At 38.1% G+C, this 21,962-nt stretch carries 27 protein-coding genes and 1 pseudogene; 10 read left to right on the top strand and 18 right to left on the bottom strand.

What is annotated here, in order from left to right; genetic code table 11:
• Window positions 1–269 precede the first annotated feature (269 nt).
• Window positions 270–1,043, top strand: coding sequence for a type IV toxin-antitoxin system AbiEi family antitoxin (locus tag B9Y87_RS03945; RefSeq protein WP_085496327.1), 774 nt, complete (start codon window positions 270–272; stop codon window positions 1,041–1,043).
• Window positions 1,030–1,920, top strand: coding sequence for a nucleotidyl transferase AbiEii/AbiGii toxin family protein (locus tag B9Y87_RS03940; protein ID WP_085496325.1), 891 nt, complete (start codon window positions 1,030–1,032; stop codon window positions 1,918–1,920). The genes B9Y87_RS03945 and B9Y87_RS03940 overlap by 14 nt, the downstream gene beginning before the upstream one ends.
• Window positions 1,921–2,091: 171 nt before the next feature.
• Here B9Y87_RS03940 and B9Y87_RS03935 read toward each other — a convergent pair whose 3' ends face one another.
• Window positions 2,092–2,310 carry a helix-turn-helix domain-containing protein gene (locus B9Y87_RS03935; RefSeq protein WP_085496324.1) on the bottom strand — a complete coding sequence of 73 codons (219 nt, stop codon included), beginning with the start codon at window positions 2,308–2,310 and terminating at the stop codon, window positions 2,092–2,094.
• 147 nt (window positions 2,311–2,457) lie between these two features.
• Between B9Y87_RS03935 and B9Y87_RS03930 the strand changes: the two genes are divergently transcribed.
• The 3 genes from B9Y87_RS03930 to B9Y87_RS03920 are packed head-to-tail and all read left to right on the top strand — an operon-like array spanning window position 2,458 to window position 3,647.
• Window positions 2,458–2,913, top strand: coding sequence for a hypothetical protein (locus B9Y87_RS03930; RefSeq protein WP_085496322.1), 456 nt, complete (start codon window positions 2,458–2,460; stop codon window positions 2,911–2,913).
• 20 nt (window positions 2,914–2,933) lie between these two features.
• The gene (locus B9Y87_RS03925; RefSeq protein ID WP_139827130.1) at window positions 2,934–3,293 is read left to right on the top strand and encodes a hypothetical protein; all 360 of its coding nucleotides are present in this window, start codon (window positions 2,934–2,936) and stop codon (window positions 3,291–3,293) included.
• Between the two features lie 9 nt (window positions 3,294–3,302).
• Entirely contained in the window at window positions 3,303–3,647 is a 345-nt protein-coding gene (locus B9Y87_RS03920) for a hypothetical protein (RefSeq protein WP_085496318.1), read from the top strand.
• 114 nt (window positions 3,648–3,761) lie between these two features.
• Here B9Y87_RS03920 and B9Y87_RS03915 read toward each other — a convergent pair whose 3' ends face one another.
• The 5 genes from B9Y87_RS03915 to B9Y87_RS03895 form a co-directional block, all read right to left on the bottom strand.
• Window positions 3,762–4,229 (bottom strand): DUF6730 family protein, encoded by a 468-nt coding sequence (locus tag B9Y87_RS03915; protein WP_085496316.1) that lies wholly within the window; start codon window positions 4,227–4,229, stop codon window positions 3,762–3,764.
• Between the two features lie 4 nt (window positions 4,230–4,233).
• A complete protein-coding gene (locus B9Y87_RS03910; protein WP_317045108.1) occupies window positions 4,234–5,094 on the bottom strand; it encodes a relaxase/mobilization nuclease domain-containing protein in 861 nt (286 codons plus the stop codon).
• 5 nt (window positions 5,095–5,099) lie between these two features.
• A complete protein-coding gene (gene mbpA, locus B9Y87_RS03905; RefSeq protein WP_085496312.1) occupies window positions 5,100–5,396 on the bottom strand; it encodes a mobilization protein MbpA in 297 nt (98 codons plus the stop codon).
• 269 nt (window positions 5,397–5,665) lie between these two features.
• A complete protein-coding gene (locus B9Y87_RS03900) occupies window positions 5,666–5,956 on the bottom strand; it encodes a helix-turn-helix transcriptional regulator (RefSeq protein WP_085496309.1) in 291 nt (96 codons plus the stop codon).
• A gap of 118 nt (window positions 5,957–6,074) precedes the next feature.
• Window positions 6,075–6,746 carry a hypothetical protein gene (locus B9Y87_RS03895; protein ID WP_085496308.1) on the bottom strand — a complete coding sequence of 224 codons (672 nt, stop codon included), beginning with the start codon at window positions 6,744–6,746 and terminating at the stop codon, window positions 6,075–6,077.
• A gap of 74 nt (window positions 6,747–6,820) precedes the next feature.
• Between B9Y87_RS03895 and B9Y87_RS03890 the strand changes: the two genes are divergently transcribed.
• Window positions 6,821–7,135 (top strand): hypothetical protein, encoded by a 315-nt coding sequence (locus B9Y87_RS03890; RefSeq protein ID WP_139827129.1) that lies wholly within the window; start codon window positions 6,821–6,823, stop codon window positions 7,133–7,135.
• Here the strand turns inward: B9Y87_RS03890 and B9Y87_RS03885 are convergent.
• Together B9Y87_RS03885 and B9Y87_RS03880 are read right to left on the bottom strand one after the other, a co-directional pair.
• Window positions 7,132–8,133 (bottom strand): nucleotidyl transferase AbiEii/AbiGii toxin family protein, encoded by a 1,002-nt coding sequence (locus tag B9Y87_RS03885; protein ID WP_085496304.1) that lies wholly within the window; start codon window positions 8,131–8,133, stop codon window positions 7,132–7,134. The genes B9Y87_RS03890 and B9Y87_RS03885 overlap by 4 nt on opposite strands.
• Complete coding sequence (locus tag B9Y87_RS03880) at window positions 8,134–8,742, bottom strand: DUF6088 family protein (RefSeq protein WP_085496302.1); 609 nt, start codon at window positions 8,740–8,742, stop codon at window positions 8,134–8,136.
• A gap of 468 nt (window positions 8,743–9,210) precedes the next feature.
• Here B9Y87_RS03880 and B9Y87_RS03875 point away from each other — a divergent pair, with 468 nt between their 5' ends.
• On the top strand, window positions 9,211–9,786 hold the full coding sequence (locus tag B9Y87_RS03875; protein WP_085496300.1) for an ApeA N-terminal domain 1-containing protein: 576 nt from the start codon (window positions 9,211–9,213) through the stop codon (window positions 9,784–9,786).
• On the opposite strand, the gene B9Y87_RS03870 is transcribed toward B9Y87_RS03875, so the two are convergent.
• From B9Y87_RS03870 to tnpC, 3 genes and pseudogenes are all read right to left on the bottom strand, one after another.
• Window positions 9,780–10,289, bottom strand: a complete 510-nt coding sequence (locus tag B9Y87_RS03870; RefSeq protein WP_085496298.1) for a DUF6398 domain-containing protein — start codon at window positions 10,287–10,289, stop codon at window positions 9,780–9,782. The genes B9Y87_RS03875 and B9Y87_RS03870 overlap by 7 nt on opposite strands.
• Window positions 10,286–10,402 (bottom strand): transposase domain-containing protein, encoded by a 117-nt coding sequence (locus tag B9Y87_RS22120; RefSeq protein WP_245808644.1) that lies wholly within the window; start codon window positions 10,400–10,402, stop codon window positions 10,286–10,288. The genes B9Y87_RS03870 and B9Y87_RS22120 overlap by 4 nt, the downstream gene beginning before the upstream one ends.
• Window positions 10,403–10,501: 99 nt before the next feature.
• Window positions 10,502–11,598, bottom strand: a pseudogene (gene tnpC, locus B9Y87_RS03865) (IS66 family transposase); the annotation flags it as partial.
• A 121-nt stretch (window positions 11,599–11,719) separates the two neighbouring features.
• Between tnpC and B9Y87_RS03860 the strand changes: the two are divergent.
• Window positions 11,720–12,900, top strand: a protein-coding gene (locus B9Y87_RS03860; RefSeq protein ID WP_245808633.1) for an IS3 family transposase whose coding sequence is annotated in 2 segments (ribosomal slippage) — window positions 11,720–11,978 and window positions 11,978–12,900 — 1,182 coding nt in all. Because the reading frame shifts where the segments join, the coding sequence is not laid out codon by codon here.
• Here the strand turns inward: B9Y87_RS03860 and tnpA are convergent.
• From tnpA to B9Y87_RS03830, 6 genes are all read right to left on the bottom strand, one after another.
• Window positions 12,882–13,073, bottom strand: coding sequence for an IS66 family insertion sequence element accessory protein TnpA (gene tnpA, locus B9Y87_RS03855; protein WP_085496296.1), 192 nt, complete (start codon window positions 13,071–13,073; stop codon window positions 12,882–12,884). The two genes, B9Y87_RS03860 and tnpA, sit on opposite strands and share 19 nt — an antisense overlap.
• Window positions 13,074–13,463: 390 nt before the next feature.
• On the bottom strand, window positions 13,464–14,246 hold the full coding sequence (locus B9Y87_RS03850; protein WP_085496294.1) for a DUF3825 domain-containing protein: 783 nt from the start codon (window positions 14,244–14,246) through the stop codon (window positions 13,464–13,466).
• 162 nt (window positions 14,247–14,408) lie between these two features.
• Window positions 14,409–15,848, bottom strand: a complete 1,440-nt coding sequence (locus tag B9Y87_RS03845; RefSeq protein WP_085496291.1) for a hypothetical protein — start codon at window positions 15,846–15,848, stop codon at window positions 14,409–14,411.
• Window positions 15,849–15,956: 108 nt separating this feature from the next.
• A complete protein-coding gene (locus tag B9Y87_RS03840) occupies window positions 15,957–16,622 on the bottom strand; it encodes a DUF5041 domain-containing protein (RefSeq protein ID WP_085496289.1) in 666 nt (221 codons plus the stop codon).
• A gap of 253 nt (window positions 16,623–16,875) precedes the next feature.
• The gene (locus tag B9Y87_RS03835) at window positions 16,876–17,490 is read right to left on the bottom strand and encodes a hypothetical protein (protein WP_085496287.1); all 615 of its coding nucleotides are present in this window, start codon (window positions 17,488–17,490) and stop codon (window positions 16,876–16,878) included.
• Between the two features lie 333 nt (window positions 17,491–17,823).
• Window positions 17,824–18,423, bottom strand: a complete 600-nt coding sequence (locus B9Y87_RS03830; protein ID WP_085496286.1) for an FEKKY domain-containing protein — start codon at window positions 18,421–18,423, stop codon at window positions 17,824–17,826.
• A gap of 392 nt (window positions 18,424–18,815) precedes the next feature.
• Here B9Y87_RS03830 and B9Y87_RS03825 point away from each other — a divergent pair, with 392 nt between their 5' ends.
• Both B9Y87_RS03825 and B9Y87_RS03820 read left to right on the top strand, forming a co-directional pair.
• Window positions 18,816–19,544: a tyrosine-type recombinase/integrase gene (locus tag B9Y87_RS03825; RefSeq protein WP_245808632.1), complete on the top strand. Its 729-nt coding sequence runs from the start codon at window positions 18,816–18,818 to the stop codon at window positions 19,542–19,544.
• A gap of 2 nt (window positions 19,545–19,546) precedes the next feature.
• Entirely contained in the window at window positions 19,547–20,692 is a 1,146-nt protein-coding gene (locus B9Y87_RS03820) for an IS91 family transposase (protein WP_085496283.1), read from the top strand.
• Window positions 20,693–20,966: 274 nt separating this feature from the next.
• On the opposite strand, the gene B9Y87_RS03815 is transcribed toward B9Y87_RS03820, so the two are convergent.
• A complete protein-coding gene (locus B9Y87_RS03815) occupies window positions 20,967–21,404 on the bottom strand; it encodes a c-type cytochrome (protein WP_085496281.1) in 438 nt (145 codons plus the stop codon).
• Window positions 21,405–21,962: the final 558 nt, after the last annotated feature.

Here is a 21,962-nt window from a genome sequence, read left to right as displayed (position 1 = left end):
ATTAATTAAAGGTTTCATAGAGAGGACTTTTGATGATTTTTACTATACCACTAGCCTTCGTAAAAGGCCCTTTAATTTATTTGGATATTCCCGAGGCCTATTAATTCAAAAGTAGCTCTTAAGCCGATTTTATAATGTGGCTAAAAAAAATCAATTTTTAATAATATCTGGTTTAAAAAAAACATATTACATAAACCAATGGTTTACATACAGTTTAAAAAATAAACTATATATTTACTTTGGTTTAAAAAAAATCAATTTTATCAACCATGAGTTTAAAAAAAGAACAAAAAATAAACTCTCTTCTAAAATCAAAGCCATCTTCAATAGTTTATCTGACCGCATGGCTAACTCAAAGAGGGTTTTCTAATCAGCTACTTGACAAGTATAAAAAAAGCAACTGGTTTACCTCAATCGGAACCGGTGCCATGATACGTTCGGGCGATAAGGTCGGTTATGAAGGTGCAATCTATGCACTTCAAGTACAAGCTGGGATGTATATTCATCCTGCGGGCAAGACAGCCCTATCCATACTTGGTAAATCCCATTATTTGGAACTATCACCAAATAAGGTAACACTTTTTGGTGGGCAACAAGAAAAGCTGCCCACCTGGTGTATACAACATGACTGGGGTGTAAAATTGGATTATCACAGTTCTTCATTTCTACCATCTAATATAGGCCTTGTTGAAGTAGAACTAAAAACCTACTCAATAAAAGTGTCCAGTGCCGCAAGGGCCATGTTAGAGTGCCTATTTTTAGCGCCAGAACATCAAGAATTAGTAGAGTGTTACCAACTAATGGAGGGATTAAACAATCTAAGACCCAATCTTGTTCAAGATTTACTGGAAAACTGTACCTCCATCAAGGTAAACCGCCTATTTATGTATCTAGCTGAAAAAGCCAACCATAGTTGGGTAAAACACTTGAATATGGATAAAATAAATTTGGGAAGTGGAAAACGAAGTATTGTAAAGAATGGTGTTTATGACCCAAAATATAAAATAACTGTTCCAGTTGAACTAGCCAATGGAGAATTATAAATCCCAAGTTTCATTGCTGTTAAGTGTACTACCCGAAGTAGCAAAAGAAAATAACTTTGCTCTTCACGGTGGTACTGCTATCAATCTCTTTCTTCGAGAAATGCCTCGACTTTCAGTGGATATTGATTTAACATATATTCCAGTTGAGGATAGGAATACTTCCTTAGTCCATATTTCAGAAGCACTCGCGCGAATCAAATCCAATATTGAAACTATTATACCAAATGCTCGAATATCACATAAAGAAAAAGAACTCAAGCTTTTAATTACCAATAATCAGGCCCAAATAAAACTGGAAGTAAGCCAAGCGATGCGAGGCATAATAGCACCGGTAACAGAAATAGGATTGTGTCATAAAGCACAAACGGCTTTTGATGCGTTTTGCTCCATTCATGTGGTACCTATAGGACAACTCTACGGAGGAAAAATATGCGCCGCACTGGACCGTCAGCACCCGAGGGATTTGTTCGATGTTAAATATCTTTTAGAAAATGAGGGGTTTGCTGATGAAATAAAAAAAGGATTTCTTTTTTGCCTTTTAGCAAGTAAGAGACCTATATATGAAATGTTGTTCCCAAACCTATTGGATCAGCGTTCCGCAATGACCAATCAATTCGACGGAATGAGCAATGAACCATTTACCTATGATGATTTTGAAACCACCCGGAATTTACTAATTCAAAACATCCATAAAAGTTTAACTACTGCCGATAAAGATTTTCTGTTGAATTTTGAAAATGTTACTCCAGATTGGAGTTTATACAATTTTAAAGGATTTCCTGCTGTGCAATGGAAATTGCAAAACTTACAAAAGCTAAAGGAAACAAACCCTGAAAAACACAGCAAGCTAATCAATATATTAAAGGATAGATTATAATTGCCTCCTATACAATTCAAATTATTCAATTGTTACAAGCCACTTAAAATTATATTTTAGCAGAATGCATATGCTGTACGTTGAATATATGAAGTATCTAGTATATCTCTAAAACTCTGATTCCGCATACTTATATTGGTTTAAAACAATTAAAATATATGCCAACAGTCTTTACTCTTTAGGTAGTTTAAGTCCTTTAAATACTTCCTTTAATAATTCACAAGGATCAATGTCTATTGCCAAGGCAATCAAATAGAGCTCATCCGCCCGAAGTTTAGTAGATTCATTAGAACTTAATTGGGAAAGCCTAGCCTGACTAATACCTGTTCGTCTTGAGACCATGGCGCGATTTACCGATTTTTTGGTTAAAAATAATCCTAACGGAGTCATAAATCTATTGAATTTGATTACATAAATATACTTTTCTTAATGAAAAATATAGAATATCTAAAATTTTGTTTGGAATTTCAATAGATTATCTATAGATTTGATTAGATAATCTAAAGATATATTAATGATTCTAACACACTATGTATTATGGGCCACGAAATCAGTAAATCAGAACAAAACATAATTAATACAGAATGCCGAAAGTATTTGGAAAATCGAGATCCAATCAAAGAAAACACGTTTGTTAAGGAGAGTACTTCTCAAGTGGAAAGTCGGGAATCGGAGGAAAAAAGCATCTTGGATAAAATAAGCGAATTGGCCAAAGAACATTTCCATACTTTAAAACGCTACCCCTCCAAAAAGGAACTCTATACCATAAACCTTATCACCGATGGCTATCTGGAAACCTCCTTTATGATTTCCAGTTTATTAAAGGTATGCATCACGGCATTGGATGCGGAACGCACCCCAAATAGTGTCGTTCCAGAACCCGAACAGAACATTCGTGAAGTACTCGGGTATATACTCAATATGATACCCTATGAGGAAATGGAATTCCTTGATAAGATCCGGCATATTTTACCGAATATGGAAACTAAATGACAACCCTAAAAATACAGCCTATGAAAAAGAAAAAATTAAAGACCCTGAACGACATTCACAAACTGCACCAAAATCTAGTTGGTTTATTAAAACAGGATTCTGGTTATTCATCTGAAAATTTTAAGGTATCCATAGAGGTAAGGGACAACAATGATCTGCTGTTGAACATAGCGAGCCTTCTTGAAGTATGTGTATTTGCTCTGGACGGGAACGGAATGCTATTGTCTCCAAACAATCAAAATGTAACCAAACATGACAGCGTTAGCAGGGTGCTGGAATTGGTCCTAAATATACTTCCGCATAGTCAAATGGATTTTATGGACTACGTAACCGAAAAGCTGAACCGTTTGAACAATGCCAAAACAAAATCATCTGAATAAATATGAACTATGAACCCAAACGAAGAAAAACTGATCAATAGCTTAAAACATCAGGCACTGGACCACCACCCTACCTTAAGGCCCCACCCGTTCTTTAATAATAAATATGAAGTAAGTCTCTTTTATGTAGATAATCATGTAGATTTGATGTTGACCGTCCGAGCCATGCTCTACCTGGCCATGAAGACAATCGACCCGGAATTGTACGATAACATCAATGACAGATATGAAAAGGAATATATTCGTCAGGCACTTACAATTGCCAATAGGTTATTACCGCAAGGGGAAGAGGCACTTTTGGACGACCTCAATCTTTATTATAGAGAGGAAAAATTGAGGGAGGGATTAAAATAATACCTTGAGCATGGTCCCTAAATCTTACCATAACTTAACTGCGCGGGGATCCTAATTCGATTTTATAGCGTTCGGGATGATAAGCGTAAAGTAAAATCGAATTAGGGCGCAACCTTACTCCGGATTTAGAACACTATCCTGCTTTTGGACCCACTTTTCAAAATCCTTATAGATGATCGGATGGTCTTCAAAATAGCCTCTTGCCCTACCCAAACTTTCCTTTTTTACTTTTAAAACCTCAGCCTTTTTTTTCCGTTCATAGTTGATAAAATAATAGCCCATGTAGCCAAATGCCGAAGTGTTCATTATTATGAAAAGGTATAGTATCAACATCTCCCATTTTGGTGTCCATCTAGATTTTTCTATATTTTTCAAGACTTCATCCATCCGCTTATTATAAAATTCCAAGTTGATCTTTTGCAGCCTTAAAAAATCTTTTAGTTGAAACTCCAAATGAGAAGTGTCCGCTGTTATTTTTAAGTCGTCAAATTTTGTGGATAGTTCTTCCAGTTTACCAATGGAGTTGTTGAACCCGGATATTTCTTGGGTAAGCACTTCCATAATTTCGTCCAGTTTTGCCATGATATTATATTTCCATTCCCAGTCCAATTGATTTCTTAATCGCAATAGTTACCACCTTTTTGGCAATAGTTGCCGCCAGGTTAGGTGATAGCCCAACGGGCTTGCCCAGTAGTTTTATCCTATTTTCTTTAGCCATCTTTTGGGCTACATTTTTATCCCATCCCATATTTCCAGCTATGTTTCCCATGGACATGGAGCGATGTACTTCGCTCCCCTTTAAATTATGCCCCTTGTATTCAAATCGGAAACCTTGGAGTTGGTTTTGCTTATTGATACTGGGAATCACCTCCACACCGTTCTTGGCCATATCGTTGATGTACTTATCAAAGTTTTTTGGTTTGTCCTTTTCCATAACCTTATCGTGTATCCGTTTGATTTCCGCTCTGACCTGTTGAATCTGGTTCAGTTTTTCCTGCTGCACTTCTTTTACCGTGGTCAGGCCCATTTGCTTGGCCACTTTTTCCGCCGCCTGTTGGCTCCGTTTTCCTATAAAACTATCCTTGTAGGCATTCCCATTGAAATCGATACGGTTTACATATACGTGTACATGGGTATGTTCCTTATCCCTATGCACAAAGCCGATGGCCTGGTGTTCCTGTAGTTTCATTTCCTTAAGGAACCTTTCAACAATTTCATTCAGATTTTCGTTGATCATTCCCTGCCCATCTTCAATTGTTGGGCTGAGTACAAAACTCAAGGTATTCTTTTGGCAAAGATGGTTTTGCTGCTGGATGACCTTGAACTCCTGAGTGATGTCCCTAGGATTGTCTCCCGACAAATGTTCGCGGTAGACGACTTCCGCCTCCTTCTCCCCGTTCCAACCATAACCCATGGAAGCTCCGGTATGCGATATGGATTTTCCCATGCCTATCATTTCCTAAAGGATAAAAGATGTCGTCGTATCTCACTGGCCAATTGAACTACTTCATCTGCCAATTTCGGATTGCGTTTCCGGAACATATTCCCGATTAGCTTAAAATTTGTTTCATACCTAGACAGCATCTTGAACATCTCTATTTGTTCTTGGGTCAAACGTTCTATTATCCGGTCATCAAAAGCCGCACGACGACAATATTCACTTATGGAAAGTCCACTCCTATCGGCCTTGACCCTTAGCAATTTCTTCTCATAAATAGAACATCTAAACTGTACAAACTCGTTCTTCATTTTTGCATTTCTGAATCCTTACCCTCTAACCCTTTATAAAATACCCATTGAAACTCCATCCATCATCTTATATCGAAAATCAAGTTATTGGTTCCTATTCTTTTGCGACCCATCGGGAGCAAAAGCAAGATTTGTCATGACAATGACACATCTTGAATTCTCACTCAATCGGATTTTTTACGGCTACATTCCGTTTCATCATTTTCTACCTATCCACATACTTCTTACTTATTAGCGCTACTACTAATTAGCGTGTATTTACAGAACTACTACTTCTTTTTTCGTGGTAAGTGCTTATTAAATTCCCGATCCAAATAGTCATCTGATAAATTAGGTTCGCCCATTAACCAAGCATCAATAATATCCTTATCAAAGAATTTTTGGCGGATGTGTTTGTTACCTCCCATGGGGATTAATCGTAACTGGGTCAGTTTGTAAATCTTGCTTTTGGAGAGTCCCGTGTAGGCAACAAGATCATCTACGTTCATCACTTTTTTTTGATGCGAAAGAAGTCCCTTGATATCCCTTAAGAGATCTACCATGTCATTTTCTATTTCCATAATTCTCGCTTTAAAATAGCCGCAGTGCGGTCTACCTGTGTTACAAATGTTCGAAGCAAAGAAAGGAGATGCAAGCGGGTGAAAAGAAAAAAAAGGGGAAATCTACCCCATAAAATATTCAAATATCCCCCAAGAAATGGAAGAATGAATCTATCTGTTGTTCAAATTCATGATTGGGAGGAAACTCATTGTACTTTTTTGAAAGTATCTCCGCTGATATCAAGTTACCCTTATGGTAAATTTTTTGGGATCTCTCAAAGGATTTTAAGCTAATCCCCTTTTTAAGTTGTTTGAACTTATCCAGAATATATTTTAATTGCGGTTGGGTACAGTTAAAATGCAGCACCGAATCGTGGTCCTCAAAATCCAGAACCATAACTTCATAAAAATTGGAGAAGCTTGTTAAGTTCTCGTCCAGATATTCATATTGGGTCAAGGAACCATAGATCCTTCTAAGGACACGCTCATTGAAATCCATATTGAAACCGACTAGTTTCATTCGTGAACTTCGGCTTTGGTACTTCACTTTCTCTTTATAAGCATCAGATACCAAAATACCAAATATTAAAATCACGAAAAACCATATCGGAAGCAATGCCAACCAAAGGTTTTCGTAGGTTTCATAAAGATCGAACGAAAAGTAGACCATAAGTATTCCAAAAAGAATAAGCCCAAAAATCAGTCCATTATAACCTCTTCTCATAAAGGCATTAAAGTTCTGGTGAATTTTGTCTTTTCTCACCTTCAAGGCGACCAACCAATTGGCGATATTTTCGATTATCTTTTCCATTTTACAAAAAGCTGATTTCAAGATAATTAAAAGAATTTAGACCTTTTTACATTTTCGATGTTATGGTTCAAAAAATGGATAGCGATTTACCAGATTTTGTGGGTAGGGAGAAGAAAGGTCAAGCGGCCCTTCGCCGTTTGTTCTTTCGTGCGCCAGAGGAGGTCGAAAAAACCTACCTATGGCGGCAGGCCAGAACGGAAAAACTTCCCATGCGGACTGTCGTAGTATGTCCGCGTAGGGAGGATTGGATCGGAAGGGATTTTCGACTTCCGCAGGCTTGGAAAATAAAAAGTTACAGAAACACTGATTTCTCAATTCATGATAAGAAAAATTATGGACCAAATGTATTGTGCGCAATTTCCGTATATCTGAGAAAATTAAACTACTAGCTTTCCATTTTGTTAATCCTATCTCTTAAACCTCTCAATTTATTCATTAGTTCGTCGAATGGTTCTGTTTTTCCATAAAACATACTTTCTTGCATTGCCACATAATCCCTTTCCCAATCCTTCATTGCCCGATCAGGCGGTATAAAATCCAATGTTCTTTTAGCGTGTTTGGAATAATCTACCCAAGATACTTTAGTAAAAATTTTGCGATGTTGAATGATATTGGAGTATAAATGACTGTCAATTAAAGCACTTTCTCCAAATGGAGTATCCATCAACCTAGAAATATCATATAGATGCCTTGTCATTCGTTCACTAAATATTTCTCTATTTTCAGGCTTTTGAAACTCTTCATGTAAAAGAAAAAGTTTTTCTAAAAATGTTCTTGTGGGGAGGACTGTTGGTATATAAATTATTTCATCAGCAAAAGGTTGTCCATTGTACTTTGCACCAATGAAAGAGATGATACCCTTCTTTTCAAATGGGTCTCTTAACGACCTTGAACTAATTTCCACTAGAATTCTCGGTGCCAAATAGTCTATATGCTCAACAAGCGATTTGTAATGTATTTCTATTGCTAAGGGATCAGTATCAGATAGTACAAATTCACGAACTTCTATTGAAAATTCTCCCACATTTTGTGCATGAAGAGTTTTGGCTAATTCCTTGGGAAACACTTCGCTTGCAAATTTACAAGAAGCCTTTCTCAGGTGAGAAACTTTAGTGCGATTAAGTGTACCACTAAAGCCAAAAAATGATCTGTCCATCGCCAAATCAATATCTTCAGAGAACCTTTCAATTACACCCCAGGCCTTACTTAAAGATGTCCCGCCTTTAAAGACAAGGTGTTCAGTATAGACAGTACTGAAAATGGCACGTAAAACCGTTACAACCCACCAATCCTTTTCAATGGCTGCGGCCGGTAGACCTTTATCTATACTCGTTTGTATTATAGCTTCTCTCCGGTCGCTTACTGACAGGCTAAACCACTCCTTCATTTATTCTTTATTTTTTAGTATCTCTTCCATTATTTTTGAAATCCATACAGGTGCCAATTTCATGTCATGTTTGATAAGATCTTTATCGACCGTTTTTAGTATGTTCTTAATTTTTTCAAGCTGATTTCCATCCAAGTTTTTTTGCCCTATTTCTCGCAATGCCTGTATCACCAAAATATTTGTCTCACTTTTGGCCGAAAGAATTTTAGGAGATGCGATTTTATACTTTATAGTGTTATTTTTAATTTTAACAGTTCTAGGAGATCCATCGGTTAAGTATACAAGATTCATAGGAACTTGTGTAGATAATCCCAGTTTATTAAGGGCTTGGATTCCCGTTGGAATTATTCTTGCTTTATCCCTTTTTGAAATCGCCAAAGCAATTTCCTCTAATGATGGGTAAAGCAGCCCCAATTGCTTATGCTCCTTGGGATATAAGTAAATACCTTGTGCCAGTCGAACCAAAAGCCCTTTTTCCTCTAAACGTATTAAAGCTTGCCTGATTGCTGTAGAAGACCCAAATTTAACAAAATTATTCGGGAAAAATATTTTTCCACGCTTGTGATTTAAAATTGCATTTTTTATAAATTTTTCAGTAGGTACAAGCATTTTAAAATATATATTTCGTCACAAATTTAATGAATATTTGTGACGAAATTACATTGAGATAATAAATAAGATTTTATGAGTACAAAAAGGCATTATACTGATGAGTCGACAGGGGCAGTAATTACTGCCCCTGTCGACTCATCAAAAGTTTTTACCTTACTGCTTCTACACGGAATACCAAAAAATAATTAAAAATAAAAAATTCCGTGTAGAAGCAGTAAGGCGTAAAGTTAGTTTTTCAAAAACTGAAAGTCAATAATTTTCGTGGTATTCAAAGCTATGATATGAACAAAATAATTAACAACTTAATATCGGAACCTTCCTGGAAAAAAAGTACCATCAGAAATTAAAGACATCACAGATGAGCTAAATTATCACGAGTCTGCAATAAAATAGGAATGACATACCATTATCAAACTTCCGAAATATATCACTTAATAGTTAACTTAAAATACCAAGTATAATAATATGTTTAAAGAAAAAAAATATTATGGAGAAGTGTGGTTTCCAAAAGAAGAAACTAGGTGTTTTTGTGTTTTGTTGATAAATGATAACGACATTCTACTTGAAACAAACCTCCTAACCACAAAACCAGTTCATAAGGAGCCGCTAATTAATGGCATTTTTACTGGTTTAGGACATCTTACTTTTGTGGATTGTAAAATAAGAAAATCAGAGTCCGGCATTTCTCAAATGAAAATTTATGCCCCCAAGTATTCATTTATCAGCGCCCACCACCCAATAAATGCATTAAATTTAAAATTTCAAGAATTTAATGTCACCAATGATGCTATAGTCAGCTGGGTTAATCACGGAACATGGTACAATTCTACAGATCAAAAATTGATCAAGGAGGACGATATCTCTCAAGAAATCAGAATTGATGATGCAGGTCTTACAGTTACGATAAATCACTCTTTGAATATTAATTCTAAACGAACAGAACTACTAATTCGAAATTTTGGTTATGTTAAATTCAAATTGGACAATCCAGTAGATACTCTCGAAGCAAGTATCCATCCGAGCAACTACATTAGCTATTGATCTTCATATTCTGTAGTGAATTCAATATCTTTTCCTTCCGCTCTTGCCTGGAGCACCATTTGTTGTATGTTTTCGGGAAGGTTGCCCAGGGGCAGTATTAGTCCGTCAACCATTACCATATTATTAAAAGGGCTGTTCTCCTGCATGGCGTTTGTAGAAAATTCAGGGCTATAATACCATAGGTCGAACATATCCTTTATGGCCCGGGCCTTATTCGAGACCGTAGTCCCCTTGGTCCCGAAGTATTCGTTGACCTGTTTGGAACTCATATAAGGTTGGAACGATCTGTCGAACAAAAAATTTATCGAACCTATGGCATGGACCACGGCTGCCGCCCATATCTCCAATTTTCCCCTTGCGAAGGGGACATCCCTTTTTCTCCCCATCTTTTTGATGAGCTTTTCGCAAAGCCCGAAGTATTCATCGTTAAGTTTCTGCGCGCAGAAGGCCCCTGTTATTTCCAATAGTTGTTTTTCCTTTTCTTTTATCAGCTCTTTGGTCATATGCTGTTCTGTTTTTGATATCCGGGCAGGAGATCTTCGAGTTTTTGTATGCTATGATCAGGTATCCGCTCTAGTGTGCTGGCCAGCCATTCCCTTGGATTGATATTCTGCATCTTGCAGCTACCGAAGAATGAATATAGCATGGCGGCATTTTGCGCTGCATCGTGCGATCCGCAGAAAAGATAGTTTTTTCTGCCAATGGCCATGGGCCGGATGGCATTTTCGATCAGGTTGTTGTCGAGTTCTATACGTCCATCTTCAAAGATCGCTTCCAGTTTTGGGTATTGATTGATGTAATAGGTCATCGCCTTGCCGATGGGGCTTTGTGGCAGCACCTTGAACTGTTGTCCTTCGATCCACGTTTTTATCTGTGCCAATAACGGCCTGATCCTTATGTCGCGCTGTGTTTTCCTCGCTTTAAGGTCATCTTGGGCCTCTTCCTTGATCTTGCGTTCTTCCAAATAGATCTCCCTAAAGATGGCCAATGCTTTTTGTCACTGTCCAGCGCATCATGGAACTTGCGCCTGGCATGTACCAGGCATCCGGCAAGGGTGATCTTGGGATCGGTCCCTATTTTGTCGTACACGGTATAGCCATCGCATTGCAGATAGCCATGATAATCGGCAAGCAATTCTTTGGGTCCGTTCTGTCCACGGCCTTTGCGGTAATTAAAAAGTACGAGCTTTTGAACGGGATCGTGATAGACCCATTGATATCCCTGGTGCGTACTGCCCTTTTTGTCGGAATCCAATACCTTGATCGGACTCTCATCGGCCTGGATATAATCAGAGGCCAGTATTTTCTGTTTCAGTGTATTGTAGAGCGGTTCCAGCAACTGGCAACAACTGGCCATCCAGTCGCCCATAGTGCTCTGGGCAGGTTCCCACCCAAAATCCCGTTTGAACATCTGGATCTGGCGGAAGAACGGGAGATGATCGATATATTTGCCAACCAGGATGTGCGCCAGCAAACAGGCTTCGGCTATCGATTTGTCGATGGGGCGGGTCGGGAGCGGTGCGATCAGCACGCCCTGTCCGTCCGCCTTGGCGTACTTGGGCCGGATCGTCCTTCTTTTGATAAGGCTTGCGGGAGTGTATTCCAGGGTCTCTGTCACTTCTTCCCCGATCTTCTTCAGTCCCGCGGTATCCTCTTCGGGCTCGATGATTATTTCCCTGACCGGTAGATGTTCCGGTAGCGCATTGCGCCCATTGTGCTTTTTCTTGTCCCTGGTATAGGTAATGGTCTCTTGCGGGGCTTCTTCTACGGTTTCCGACGGATCCCCTGAAAAGAGCGATAACTGATCGACCATGGTTTGGGAAACGAAACTCTCGGACCTGAACCCGCCAATGAGCTTGTAGAGCTGTGGACTTGCTATATTTAACTGGACTTAAAGTTAAGAGCGTGTTCGTTGTTTAAATTAACTTTGAAAAATGTCAAGAGAAAAAAGAAATTACACCGTAGAGTTTAAGGAAAAAGCTGTGGAACTTAGCTACGCACGTGGGAGCGTTGTGGAAATATGCAGGGAATTGGATATACCTACATCCGTATTGAGCCGCTGGCGCAGAGAATCGGATGCTTATGGCAAGAACAGTTTTCCGGGCAAGGGAAATCCGAAACTGACGGACGAGCAACGTGAGATTGCCGAGTTGAAGAAAAGATTAAGGGATGCCGAGCTGGAACGTGATATCCTAAAAAAGGCGATAGCCATCTTCTCCTAGGGCGACAGGAAAAATATAGGTTCATAAAACACCACAAATTTAAATTTCCAGTTGAGAAGATGTGCAAAATGTTCAAGTTAAGTAAAAGTAGCTATTATCATTGGTTGGGTAGGGGACCATCCAAAAGATGGTTGGAAAACCAAACAATATCCTCGGTCATTCGGGATATTTTCAAAGATAGCTTTGAGAGTTATGGGGCACCAAGGATCAAAGAGGAGCTCTCAAAAAAGGGATATCATGTTTCCAGACCAAGAGTTGCCAGGATAATGAGGGCCAATAATCTGTTTGCCAGAAGAAAGCGTAGGTTCAAGATTACAACGGATAGTGAACACAACTATCCATTGGCCCGTAATATTTTGAACCAGAACTTTACGGTCTTCAGAAAGAACCAGGTCTGGGTGTCCGATATTACCTATATAGAGACTAAACAGGGATGGATGTATCTGACCGTAATCATCGATCTGTTCCATAGAAAGGTCGTGGGGTGGTCGATGAGCGAAACCTTAAATACAAGCGATACTATAATACCTGCTTGGAATATGGCTGTTAAATCAAACGATATCACAAAAGAACTCATATTTCATTCCGATAGAGGATCTCAATATGCCAGTTATGGATTTGCCGATATCCTGAAAAATCACAATGCCCTTATAAAACAAAGTATGAGCAGAAAAGGTAATTGTTGGGATAATGCGGTGGCAGAATCATTTTTTAAGAGCTTAAAGGTAGAATGGGTCTACAAACATAGCTATACCCTTAGATCGGAAGCCGAGCTATCCGTCTTTCAATGGATAGAAACTTGGTACAACAGAAGAAGAATGCACTCCACTTTGGGGTATAAAACTATAGAGGAATTTGAAATAGAAATGTACAATCAAAAAACAGCAGCATGACTCTTATCTAATTGTCCACTTTTTTGTTGCAAGTCCAATAATTTTGAGATCCAATAATGGAATTTGCCCTCCTTGATCCCATGGGCGGAAGCAAACTCTTTTTGGCTCCGGCCGGAGAGCCGAAACTCCTTTACCAATTTACGCATCCGCAAAGCATTATCCTTTTTTGTCATAACTCAAATAGTTTATGCCAAAGGTAAAAAGCCACATCACGTCATAAAAGACGCAGTTGCTCGGAGGGATACCAAAAAACGCACATAGCCGTAGCTACGTAAGGATTTTTGCAACGCAGGAGCGGCTCAAGAGACACATTAAATTACCCGTAGGTTTAGGCTTGACTGGACACTAACTATTTATTATGGATCCTTTTTATTTCTTACCAATTTAGGGAATTTTGGTTTGTGCAAGGAGTTTTTTTCTTTTTTACCTTAAGTGGTACAGGTTAAAAGGGAATGACTGGCACTAACCACCAAGAAATATTATGAATTGGCGGGCCACATGGTGTATATGTTGGACCTTGCAGACCACCTGAACGCTTCTTAGTTACTTGGCACAGCTTTTTTTTACGGCTGTAACCAATCTCTATCAGGTCTAGCAATTTGCCGCGCATTATTAATTGCCATATCTAAAGTCAGACAAGTTGAAGCTCTATACATCAATCCATAATCTTCAACGACCAACGCTAAATCCGCAATTTTGGGATCATTTAAGCAAAGCGGAACTAAAAGCTGAATATTATTCCGATAATATTGAGGTACGGCAGTTTTGTAACTTCTTTTTACACGTTCTTTTGCGCTATTTATTGAACCGTGAATTGAATTTTGAAGTTGATAATTATTCATTGAACAATATGGTTCGGGAAATCGGTTTTTATTGTCTTCAATAATGTGCTCTACGTTTGCAACTAATTCTTTTTTTACATCATAAACTAATTTAGCTGGGTCATCAAAATAAAATGCCATTTCAGGTAGCTTGGGAAATTTGCTCAATTCATATTCACCTTTCCTTAAAAATTTGTAAAAATGCCAATAAGGTTCAACATCCTCGATTTTGTTTTCATCAAATACCATAAATATGGCTTCTTGATTTCTTGTTACAAGTCCCGTATTTATACAGCAATGTGTTCCTTCCCTTGAGTAACTTATTTTCTTCTCCTCTGCAAGTCGTCTGTAAGTATATTTTATATAGTTTTCCAAAATCGGGAAATCCGATTCTGATTCTGTATGATGATATTTCCAATCTTCATCTTCGGACAAATTTGCTAAAAATTCAATATTTTCAGAAAACCGTGGTAAAAAAGCAAATTGGTGTAAATTTTCGGGAAGATCAAGTTTGTCGTTTCTCATTGCTCATGGGTTTGTTTAAGTTTAATTTCTATAATGAATTATGTTGTGTAAGTTTTGCGCTATCCTTGTTATTTGTTTTGTATCCTTTTTATTTCATACCAATTTAGGGATTTTTACTTTTTGCATGGGGAAGAAATAGCTTGGAAACTGCCTGTCAAACCGTTACGCAGTTTTTAATTTAGTTGATATAATATAGCTTAAAATTGGTCGTTTTGTATCCTCTTCATTTTCTAAACGAATCAATCCGCCTTCAAAGTTCCAGTCAAATATTGTCTTCGTATCTTCATGTATAAATTCATATTTCTTAGATTTTAATTCTTCTTTATTTTCGTATCCAAAATAATTACATACAGAATCGATTAAAGTTTCTGACTCTGTAAAATAAACAAATCGTGAAAAATTCTTAAACACCTTGCGAAAAGTCATGACGAATCCACCTTGTTCAGGATAATTAGTATAGACCACGTAATTAAAAAAGTTGAAATAAAACCGTGGTAACTTATATGCAATTGATTCAACACCATCACCATTCTCATCCACATAAGATTCAATGATACTTTCTTTTTTGCAGAAGTCTATTTCTTCTTCTATAAAATTGATGTTGTTTGTTAAAGGGTCAATTACTTTACTCAATTCTGAAATAAAGTCTTTTGGTTCAATTATTTTAGTGTCAATGTTAAATTCATTATATAACACCTTAGATTTCACTCCTAGCTTTTTATCCATTGACACAAAATAATCACAATGACCTCCATAAAATGAGTGTTCACCATCTGCTTGAATATTTTGCAAATTATCGGTTGCCTTTGGTAACTTATCAGTTTTATAACCAATCATGTCAAGCATTAGATATGCCGTTGTATAGAATTCAAATTGTGTAATAGGGGACTTTTTATATTTTAATGATGTCTCAACGTACTCTAAATATGACATTTTCACACCAAGCTTTAATAAAAATTCATCAATGTTCTTTATTACTGCATCATAACTCCAATTAGCAGAATTTGCTTCTAATTTAAACCCCTGTTCTGCTAATAAGTTTCTAAAATCTTTGTAATATTCTCTGTCCTTGAGCAACTTAGAAGAGAAGGGACCAATGTCTTTCATTAAATCCCACATTGAAGAACCTGGCTTAATATTTGGGAACATTTTCTTCAAAACATCTCTGTTCTCTTCAGTTATTTCAATACCAGATGGTTGAAGTTCAAACAATGACTTCATTAAAATTCCTACTTTAGATAATCCGATGTCATTTAAAGACTCGTCAAGGTTCATAAATATTTTCTCCATATCCATTAAATCAGATATGTCTTCGTTATCTTTTACACCTTCAAAAAATTCTTTTGGTTGGCCAAACAATGGTTTAACTCTATCTTTTTCCCATCTGATATGATGCTTTCCCGATAAGTTCTCTAATGTTTCTAAATCTGAATTGAAGAATGTATTGTCTGGATTATAGCTTTTCATCAAATCGGTAAAATGAGCTGGCGAATATGGAAATTGCATATATTGCTTATACTTATCAATAAACTCATTAATCTCTTGAAAATCAGATCTTTTAAGACTACTTATTACATTCCAATCCAAGTATATTCTAATCATTGTTATAATGATATTTTTAAATTACAACTAGGGGTTTCGGCTTCGAGTAGTCAAGGGGAATTCCATCCAATACCTTTCTTCAAGATTTTTTTTATGAAATCACAGAATCTATTTCTCTTCAACTCGATAATAAATTACCACATACGAAGGGGATAATGCCAAAAGTTCATTGGTATCCTTTCCATTGTCCGTTAGATACAAAACTCCACAAAATCGATCAAAACCATATTCTTCATCTTTCCAAGAGGACGCAAATACCATTAATGGAATTTTTTTATCCAATTCCCATTCCGTCTTCTTGTATCGTCTCCAATTGAAAAAGGAATTTATGCTTGTCCGTTTCAATTCAACTTTTGCCTCGCTGCTAAAGGAATATGATTTGATAAACAACTTGCTTTCAGTATCGTTATCTTTAGTGATAATCTTTATTTTGTCGATAAAGTCAAAGTAAGGCTTACCCTTCTTGTAGTAGTGATAGGTACTCTCAAATTGGCTTAATGTATCTGTTTTTATAAAATCTCCGTTTTCATATTGATCCGAAAGTAGTATTATATTATATTGCTTGTTGAATTTCCCAAATTCAAATTTATTTATAGTTATGCCCTGAATTTCAATAACCTCAAGCAGGTCTAACATAGAGGTTTTTTCTGGATGAAATCTATTCATTGGGTTTTCCTTCTCCAATTGGGTACGATGGTCAACCTTAAATTCCTGCCCAAATGAGACCCTAATTGTTAGTAGACAAATGAAAAGAATTAAATAATATTTCTTCATGATTCATTTTTAGTTTGCTCAGAGCCAGGGTATATTTTCGAAACCTTAGTCCACATATTATTCATTACATTGATTGTCAACCGTTAACTACTAATATAGTTTAAATTTTAAATTGGCGATGATAACTTACAGCAAGCTTACTTGAAAGTACCACATGAGTACGTTATAGTAAAGGTTTGGTGTTATGACTATGTAGCTTTCCCAATAAAAGGAAAAATTTCAACTACACCTCCTTACTATATCATTTACGAGTTTATACCATTGAGCTTTTTGTATTTATCCACTCCTTACTGATTCTAATAATCGTATTAGAAATGCCTGTCATTCGTTCATAAAATGCATTTTTTTCATCTTTATTTAAAATATCAGAATCTCCTACAACAATTCGAAAATTTGCCTTTTGATTAAGAGGAGCTGATTTTGTTGCTTCAAAATGATTTTCGCTAAAATGAACAAATTTGCACAAATATTCATATAAATCTAGAGTACCGGGTACATCTTTGTTTAACTTACTTGCTAAGAATTTATCACTAAACTTTTCTTTTCCTTCCTTGTAACTGTTTATTCCTTTTCCCTGAAAAAAATGACTCAAGAAATCATCCCTATTTTGAACAATTTTAATTGCATTTAACCTTAAAGCGTTATCAAGCTGCATCCTTACTAAAGAAATTGCAGTTAGTGAATTTCTATCCCTTAATAAATGGGTAAACGCCTTATTTAAGGAAATAGCCCTGTTAAGTATTGATAAAATGTAAAAATCTAATTCATAGACTTTAGAGTCTCCTGCCTTTATTATACCCTCGGCCATATTTAGAAAACACTTGTTAATCTTGTCTAATTTATCTTTTTTGTTTATTGTAAGTCTCATTATAATCTTCCTTAAATGCTATAAAAAATCTGATTTATCATATTCTTTCTTTTGTGGTCTTCAATTTTTAATATTTCCCGATCTTTTTCCCGCAGAAAATCATAAAAAATTATGCCAACGGGAACAATTATAACAAGGATTACTTCTTACCAATATAGTTGTTTTTGTTTAATATATAGATTAAAGGGGAATGGGTGGCAATGACCACCGAAAGAGCTTTTGAGGGGTCAGCATGCACCAGAATATCCAAACGGTTCTAAAAGGCCGCTTTTATCATAGATAATTTTTAATTTATAAGGTTGTGCAGCGGTTACCATTGTTGTGCAACGTATTTTATTCATTCTTCTCATTAAGTCCAACAATGTCTTTTCGAATTTTTTTCCTCCATTTCTTTCCGTATTTTTTATCCAAATACTCAAAAACTGTTCTGTTATATTCATAGAGACTTTCCTCTGCAATTGCTTCACAACCATATTCAACAAAATTGACGTTATATTTTTCCGCAAATTTTGAGTCTGATTTATAAAATATAGGTGCGATTCCACTTGATTCCAATATATTTATTTCTCCATTTTTGATGTCGGCAAGTGCTTTTTCTTGGTTAAGTCCAAATCTTGGTTTCATAACAAATTCAAACACATATTCTTTTGGCTTGTCAACTCGGATTATTGTATCAAGGTTTTCATATCCTAAAGCTGTTAATTCAATCGTTTCCAAACTGTCTCTTTCTCGAATTTTGTATCGATATTCAAATTCTCCTTTTTCGTTTGTCATTGAATACCTATATCTCGATTTATAACTTACATAAGCATTCTCAAGAGGTTTTCCGTTGACTTCAGACATTACAATTCCTTTAATCAAAACTTCCTTTTTTTCTTGAGAAAATCCGATTATAGAATAAAGAAATAATATTGTCAGTATGAGTTTTTTCATATGTTGCACAACGTTTCTTGGCTATTGTTTGTTGCTAGCCAAGAACTAAAGAAAATAAATTATTAATTAGCACAACAAGTTATTAGTAGTTATTCCAAAAGGTAAACTACCACGCAATAAATAATAGCCGGTGTTGAACTAAACCTAAAGGTAGCTTCAAGCAAGAGTTACCTTACCGTTCACTACCTTTAGGATAGGTTTAATCATAAAATTTAAAGTTATGAAAAAAAAGTAGTACCCTCATTGAGAGGGCCTGTAATTCTGTATCCGGGTTCAACGAACTCTACCATAAATTAAAACGGTCGGTAGAACTGGCCGGCAAAAGCCAAAGTACCCTTACCAACTACGCCAGATGTCTGGCGCACATTGCGATCCACTTCAAATGCAGTCCTTTGGACCTTTACGAGGAACAGATCCTTGATTACCTTCATATCTTAAAATCGCAGCACAGGACCCCATCGGACAGTTTCTTCAAGCATACCGTCTATGGTCTGAGATATGCCTACCGTATCTCGGGAATGAAGGAGATGCGCGTGGTGCTGCCTTCGATCGAACGGCCCAAGAAACTACCGGTTGTATTGGGCCGCAACGAGGTAAGGCGGCTTCTCAGGGCCCCGAAACTGCTGAAGCACCGTTTGGTCCTGGCCATGCTCTATGGCTGCGGCCTTCGCAACTTTGAACTCTGCAACCTACAGCTGAAGGATCTGGATCTTGAGAGGATGATGCTGCACATCCGCCAGGGGAAGGGGAGGAAGGACCGCTATGTCCCATTGTGCGCGATGCAGGTCCGGGGCCTAAGGAAATACATCTCGGCGGAAAGGCCCGTTACCTGGTGCTTTAACGGCAATGACAGCAAGGGCGGTCCTGTCGCGCTCTCCGCCAGGGGAGTGCAATGGATCGTTAAGGAAGCACGGAAACACAGCGGTATCCAAAAAGAGGTCACCACCCATAGCCTGCGCCACAGTTATGCCACCCATCTGTTGGAAATGGGGCTGGACATCATGAGCGTAAAGGACCTGTTGGGACATGCGGATATACAGACCACGCTTACCTACCTGCACGTGGCACAATTGGGCAGGCAAAGGCCGTTCAGTCCGTTGGAGCGGCTTTACGATAAATAGGCATGGAACGCGCCGCTTACGAAGTGGCCCAGGTATTGGAACGCAACAGGGAACACCTGGCCGGCCTTTGTGCCAATAGCTGGCCGCTAAGGACCCTGCACGCCCTGCGCAAATGCCGTACCGCAGCATTGGGCGGGCATATCGACCGTTGCGACAACCCGGACTGCCATAGGCTGCACCTTAGCTACAACAGTTGCCGGAACCGCCACTGTCCCAAGTGCCAGGGACACAAACGGGAACAATGGATCAGGGCAAGGGAGGCCGAACTGCTGAACGTCCCTTACTTCCATGTGGTCTTTACCCTTCCATCGGAACTTAACAGGATATGCCTTTATGACCCCAAAACGATCTATAACCTTTTGTTCGCGACGGCCTGGCAGGTGATCAAGGGGTTTTCGTCCAACCCCAATTTTCTGGGGGCCGACCCGGGAATGGTCGCCATCCTGCATACCTGGGGCCAAAATCTGTCCCTTCACCCGCACCTGCACTGCATTGTACCGGGAGGTGGGATCTCAAGATCGGGCAAATGGAAACCCGCTAGGAACAAAGGGAAATATCTGTTCCCTGTAAAGGCAATGAGCAATGTATTTAGAGCCCGGTTCGTGGCAGGGCTGCGAAAAAGTCTGAAAAAAGAACTGCCCTGCGGATTTTGTGAAAGCCTTTTTAGAAATGAATGGGTAGTCTATTGCAAGCGTCCATTTTTAGGGCCGGCACAAGTGGTAGAATATCTTGGCCGATATACCCACAAGATTGCCATCGGTAACCATCGGATAAAGAATTTGGACGGTCAGGGCATTACTTTTTCCGTAAAGGATTACCGCCATGCAGGAAAGAAGTCCCTAATGCTGTTATCCGACAAAGAGTTCATCAGGCGGTTTGCAATGCATGTGCTCCCGAAAGGGTTCGTGCGGATACGGCATTATGGGATCCTGAGCAGTTCCAAGAAAAAAGAGTTGCTCCCAATACTGCAAAAGGTCCTGGGCGGTCAGGTGCCCAATGGACGGCCTCCCTTGAAACATCGCCGATGTCCTTACTGCCAGATCGGGATTATGGCGACCGTAGCGGTCTTCGACAGCCGTGGCCCGCCCAAAGCATGGTCGGACCGTTTGAAAAAAAGTGCCCCAAGGACAACGCTACAAGAAGCGTAAGGGGAGGCCCATGGCCAAAATTAAAATAACAGGAGGGAAAGGCCGCTCCGGAGAGTAAAATGGGCCAAGGAAATTAAAAAAGGCACCAGGACAGACCAGGAAAAGGGGCGACCACCAAATTATGGGAACCGCTCCGGCCTCAAGATCCATCTGAAAAACTCCATCAAACCATAGCAATCCCCATAGTAAGGGACAAACGGACCCGGTTCAGTCAACACTGCGTTCATGTTTGGCCGTACCGGCCACACGAACGCTTAGTTATTGTACCCAGTTTTTATTTTAAATATTCTATTAATAAATTCAGTTCTTTTTCTGTGTAATTAAATTTATGCATTGTTCCGTTATTGCCCCAAAAACCTTTAAGTTTTAATGCGTATTCATCTTTTGCTTTGAGTAAAGAATCTTGTTTGGTCAAATAAGTTTTTAAGTAAGTGGTTCCGACTTTTTCCACAACTCCAGCTAGATAGTTATGTCTCATTTCTTTTGACACGTGACATTTTCGACAATCTTCCATAAAAATTTTTTTTCCGAGTTCAAATTCAGGCGTTGTCTTTTCGGCTTGGACTACTGTTGGCTCATAATCAATTGTCTTTTGGTAAAATTCCGTAATTCCGGTTTTTTTAACCACAAAAATGAAAAGTCCGATGAGTAAAATCAGAATTATACTTGAAGCAATTAAAATCCGAAGTATAAGTTTTTTCGGGTTTTTCATTCAGATTACGGTTTTTCTCAAATTGGGTACAACTTGTTTATATAACTGTATGATACATCTTTATACCTCCAAAATGGAATAAAACTGAAGTAATAGTTCATTGTTTATTAACAGTATATAGGGTTATCCTTAAATGAATATATACCAAGTAGTGGGGGGAAGTACTTGTAGATCAAGTCCCTAAAATAGGTGTTAATTATCGTATTTTCTACGCTTTTCCATAAGATTTAGGCCCAAGCCTTATCATTTCTACGAAGTGCTATAATAATCCGATAAAATACGCAACTATTATGAGAATGGTTAATGGGTTATCTTATGAAGTTATTTGGCGGTGTTACCCACAATCATTTAAATATAGTTGATGGCTACTGATAGGTAAACCTCCTTGGGCTAACATCGAAACCTTGGTCACGGATATAAAGAAATCGCTTGCAACAGTTGCTTTAAAGATTGGTCCCCACTTGTGCAAACCGGCTACATTTTTTCATCACAAGCTACATGTTCCCACAACAATTAGGGTATAGCAACCGTTCTATACATGGTTTGCCATAACGTATA

Source organism: Arenibacter troitsensis, assembly GCF_900177645.1.
Classification (GTDB): Bacteria; Bacteroidota; Bacteroidia; order Flavobacteriales; family Flavobacteriaceae; genus Arenibacter; species Arenibacter troitsensis.
The sequence above is the reverse complement of the archived record's forward strand: the minus strand, read 5'-3'. Positions and strand labels throughout refer to the sequence as shown.

What these genes read in the sequence shown, in the direction of transcription:
- B9Y87_RS03945 (WP_085496327.1), top strand. Translation starts at nt 270, where the DNA reads ATGAGTTTAAAAAAAGAACAAAAAATAAACTCTCTTCTAAAATCAAAG.
- B9Y87_RS03940 (WP_085496325.1), top strand. Translation starts at nt 1,030, where the DNA reads ATGGAGAATTATAAATCCCAAGTTTCATTGCTGTTAAGTGTACTACCC.
- B9Y87_RS03935 (WP_085496324.1), bottom strand. Translation starts at nt 2,310, where the DNA reads ATGACTCCGTTAGGATTATTTTTAACCAAAAAATCGGTAAATCGCGCC.
- B9Y87_RS03930 (WP_085496322.1), top strand. Translation starts at nt 2,458, where the DNA reads ATGGGCCACGAAATCAGTAAATCAGAACAAAACATAATTAATACAGAA.
- B9Y87_RS03925 (WP_139827130.1), top strand. Translation starts at nt 2,934, where the DNA reads ATGAAAAAGAAAAAATTAAAGACCCTGAACGACATTCACAAACTGCAC.
- B9Y87_RS03920 (WP_085496318.1), top strand. Translation starts at nt 3,303, where the DNA reads ATGAACCCAAACGAAGAAAAACTGATCAATAGCTTAAAACATCAGGCA.
- B9Y87_RS03915 (WP_085496316.1), bottom strand. Translation starts at nt 4,229, where the DNA reads ATGGCAAAACTGGACGAAATTATGGAAGTGCTTACCCAAGAAATATCC.
- B9Y87_RS03910 (WP_317045108.1), bottom strand. Translation starts at nt 5,094, where the DNA reads ATGGGAAAATCCATATCGCATACCGGAGCTTCCATGGGTTATGGTTGG.
- mbpA (WP_085496312.1), bottom strand. Translation starts at nt 5,396, where the DNA reads ATGAAGAACGAGTTTGTACAGTTTAGATGTTCTATTTATGAGAAGAAA.
- B9Y87_RS03900 (WP_085496309.1), bottom strand. Translation starts at nt 5,956, where the DNA reads ATGGAAATAGAAAATGACATGGTAGATCTCTTAAGGGATATCAAGGGA.
- B9Y87_RS03895 (WP_085496308.1), bottom strand. Translation starts at nt 6,746, where the DNA reads ATGGAAAAGATAATCGAAAATATCGCCAATTGGTTGGTCGCCTTGAAG.
- B9Y87_RS03890 (WP_139827129.1), top strand. Translation starts at nt 6,821, where the DNA reads ATGGATAGCGATTTACCAGATTTTGTGGGTAGGGAGAAGAAAGGTCAA.
- B9Y87_RS03885 (WP_085496304.1), bottom strand. Translation starts at nt 8,133, where the DNA reads ATGAAGGAGTGGTTTAGCCTGTCAGTAAGCGACCGGAGAGAAGCTATA.
- B9Y87_RS03880 (WP_085496302.1), bottom strand. Translation starts at nt 8,742, where the DNA reads ATGCTTGTACCTACTGAAAAATTTATAAAAAATGCAATTTTAAATCAC.
- B9Y87_RS03875 (WP_085496300.1), top strand. Translation starts at nt 9,211, where the DNA reads ATGTTTAAAGAAAAAAAATATTATGGAGAAGTGTGGTTTCCAAAAGAA.
- B9Y87_RS03870 (WP_085496298.1), bottom strand. Translation starts at nt 10,289, where the DNA reads ATGACCAAAGAGCTGATAAAAGAAAAGGAAAAACAACTATTGGAAATA.
- B9Y87_RS22120 (WP_245808644.1), bottom strand. Translation starts at nt 10,402, where the DNA reads ATGCAGAATATCAATCCAAGGGAATGGCTGGCCAGCACACTAGAGCGG.
- tnpA (WP_085496296.1), bottom strand. Translation starts at nt 13,073, where the DNA reads ATGACAAAAAAGGATAATGCTTTGCGGATGCGTAAATTGGTAAAGGAG.
- B9Y87_RS03850 (WP_085496294.1), bottom strand. Translation starts at nt 14,246, where the DNA reads ATGAGAAACGACAAACTTGATCTTCCCGAAAATTTACACCAATTTGCT.
- B9Y87_RS03845 (WP_085496291.1), bottom strand. Translation starts at nt 15,848, where the DNA reads ATGATTAGAATATACTTGGATTGGAATGTAATAAGTAGTCTTAAAAGA.
- B9Y87_RS03840 (WP_085496289.1), bottom strand. Translation starts at nt 16,622, where the DNA reads ATGAAGAAATATTATTTAATTCTTTTCATTTGTCTACTAACAATTAGG.
- B9Y87_RS03835 (WP_085496287.1), bottom strand. Translation starts at nt 17,490, where the DNA reads ATGAGACTTACAATAAACAAAAAAGATAAATTAGACAAGATTAACAAG.
- B9Y87_RS03830 (WP_085496286.1), bottom strand. Translation starts at nt 18,423, where the DNA reads ATGAAAAAACTCATACTGACAATATTATTTCTTTATTCTATAATCGGA.
- B9Y87_RS03820 (WP_085496283.1), top strand. Translation starts at nt 19,547, where the DNA reads ATGGAACGCGCCGCTTACGAAGTGGCCCAGGTATTGGAACGCAACAGG.
- B9Y87_RS03815 (WP_085496281.1), bottom strand. Translation starts at nt 21,404, where the DNA reads ATGAAAAACCCGAAAAAACTTATACTTCGGATTTTAATTGCTTCAAGT.